This window comes from Streptomyces sp. NPDC002698, from assembly GCF_042888945.1.
Taxonomy (GTDB): Bacteria; Actinomycetota; Actinomycetes; order Streptomycetales; family Streptomycetaceae; genus Streptomyces.
The window spans coordinates 1-1,932 of record NZ_JBIAQM010000078.1 but is presented as its reverse complement, the minus strand read 5'-3'; the positions used below and the strand labels follow the sequence as shown (position 1 = coordinate 1,932).

The following is a 1,932-nucleotide window of genomic DNA, read 5'->3' as shown; positions in this document are numbered from 1 at the left end:
CCCGGGGTCCCCGCTGTTACGGGGCCCTCACCCGCCCACCCCCCGGGGGGGGCCCCCCCGCCGCGGCGGCGGCCCCCACCCGTTTCCTGTCTTCCTGCCACTGCAGGGACGAAAGTGGTGATTCTACCGATACGGGGTACCTGGATCATGGCCGGAGGCGGCCGTGACGCCAGGAACCATGGCCTCCAGCACGGCACCTCCGGCCATCCGCATTTCGCCTCGGCGTGAATGTGTGGGGCCCGGGAGGCCGGGGAACCCGGCTTTCCGAAGAAGCGTCACCGAATTCGATGACGCCTGTACAACCCGCAGTTCGGCTGCGGCAGGAGCAATGAATCTCGACAAGGGAGCCGTTCTTTATGAGTGACAGCATCTGGGGCTACCAGCCGACCACCGGCCACACCGCAGGCACCGACCTGATCGGATACAAGGTCGAGGCGACCGACGGAAGCATCGGCAAGGTCGACAAGCACTCGGACGACGTCAACTCCGCGTACCTCATCGTCGACACCGGCGTGTGGATCTTCGGCAAGCATGTTTTGCTGCCAGCCGGGACCGTGAAGTCGGTCGACCAGGCCGAGCGGAAGATCTACGTCGCCCTCACCAAGGACCAGATCAAGGACTCCCCCGAGTTCGACAAGGACAAGCACGTCGGTGACGCCGGCTACCACGGCCAGATCGGCGCCCATTACCAGAATCACCGCCGTATCTGACCTCAGCACCAACCAGAAGCGGGGCCCGCAGGAAACACTCCGCGGCCCCGCTTCTCTTTACGCCCACCGCGCTGACAGCGCATGCTTTCGAGACCCGTGGCCAGCAGCCGGTGGCCCGTGCTCAAAGCACGGCTGGCCTGCATGAGCGGCACGCGCGGGTCGATGCCTGCAGCCACTGCGACGTCGTCGTCGGCCTTGGAAACGCGGGCTCCATGGGAGTCTGCTCCGACCGCTGGTGCGAGGGCGAGCAGGAGGGCGTCGAACTCGGTGGAGCGGACGTCGGCGAAGGTGCGCTGAACGGATACGGGTTCGCCGTCGGGGCCGAGGACGCCACCGCTCGGGGTGATGATCAGGGGCACCACGCCTGCGTCGAGGACGGCCCGACGGGCCGTTCGCACGTCGGTCAGGTCCTGGTCGCCTTCGGTCCCGATGCCGACGATCCTGCCGTCCAGAGGCCAGGTGTCACCACGCTGGGAGAGTACCGGGCTGGGCAGCGGTCGGTCTGTGTCACCGTCGGCTCGGGGGCAGGCAGGCCCAGGCCTGAGGCAACCTGGGCGCACAGTTTGGACCCACCCCGCGGACCACTGCTCAATGACATGAACCGGGGTACTCGGCGCGCATGGCGAAATTCAGTCTTCCAGGGCGGAAAGAACAAAACGGTGTCGACGACGTGCCGACGCCTGAGGAGGCCGGGCCCGGGCCCGAGGTGGAGGAGCGGGCGCCGGACAGGCCGACGGAGCTGCCCAAACAGGCGTGGGGCAAGGTCTTGTCTGGGAGTCTGCGGGAGTTCAAGAAGGACGAGCTGACCGACCGGGCGGCCGCGCTGACGTACTACAGCGTGCTCGCCCTGTTCCCCGCCCTGCTGGCCCTGGTCTCCCTGCTGGGCATCACTGGAAAGTCGACCACGGACAAGGTCCTGGACAATCTCAAACAGCTCACACCCGGTCCGGCCCGCGACATCATCACCCGCGCCGTGGAGCAGCTGCAGGGCAACGCAGGCCTTGGCTCCATCGTCGCCATTGTCGGCCTCGTCGTGGCCATATGGTCCGCGTCCGGCTACGTCGCGGCGTTCATCCGCGCCGCGAACGCCGTCTACGACATGCCCGAGGGCCGCCCGGTCTGGAAGGTCCTGCCGGTGCGTGTCGGCGTGACGGTCGTCCTGATGATTCTGGCGGTGGTCAGTGCGCTGATCGTGGTCTTCACCGGCGGTATCGCCCGCCAG

General features: G+C 67.3%; 3 protein-coding genes. 2 read left to right on the top strand and 1 reads right to left on the bottom strand.

Annotated elements, in window-relative coordinates; genetic code table 11:
• Nucleotides 1-356: 356 nt before the first annotated feature.
• Entirely contained in the window at nt 357-710 is a 354-nt protein-coding gene (locus tag ACFYW9_RS41150; protein WP_389160280.1) for a PRC-barrel domain-containing protein, read from the top strand.
• A 2-nt stretch (nt 711-712) separates the two neighbouring features.
• Here the strand turns inward: ACFYW9_RS41150 and ACFYW9_RS41145 are convergent, their stop codons facing one another.
• A complete protein-coding gene (locus tag ACFYW9_RS41145) occupies nt 713-1,108 on the bottom strand; it encodes a hypothetical protein (RefSeq protein WP_389160278.1) in 396 nt (131 codons plus the stop codon).
• Between the two features lie 221 nt (nt 1,109-1,329).
• On the opposite strand from ACFYW9_RS41145, the gene ACFYW9_RS41140 reads away from it, so the two are divergent.
• On the top strand, nt 1,330-1,932 hold a 603-nt coding region (locus tag ACFYW9_RS41140), incomplete at its 3' end, for a YihY/virulence factor BrkB family protein (RefSeq protein ID WP_389160275.1).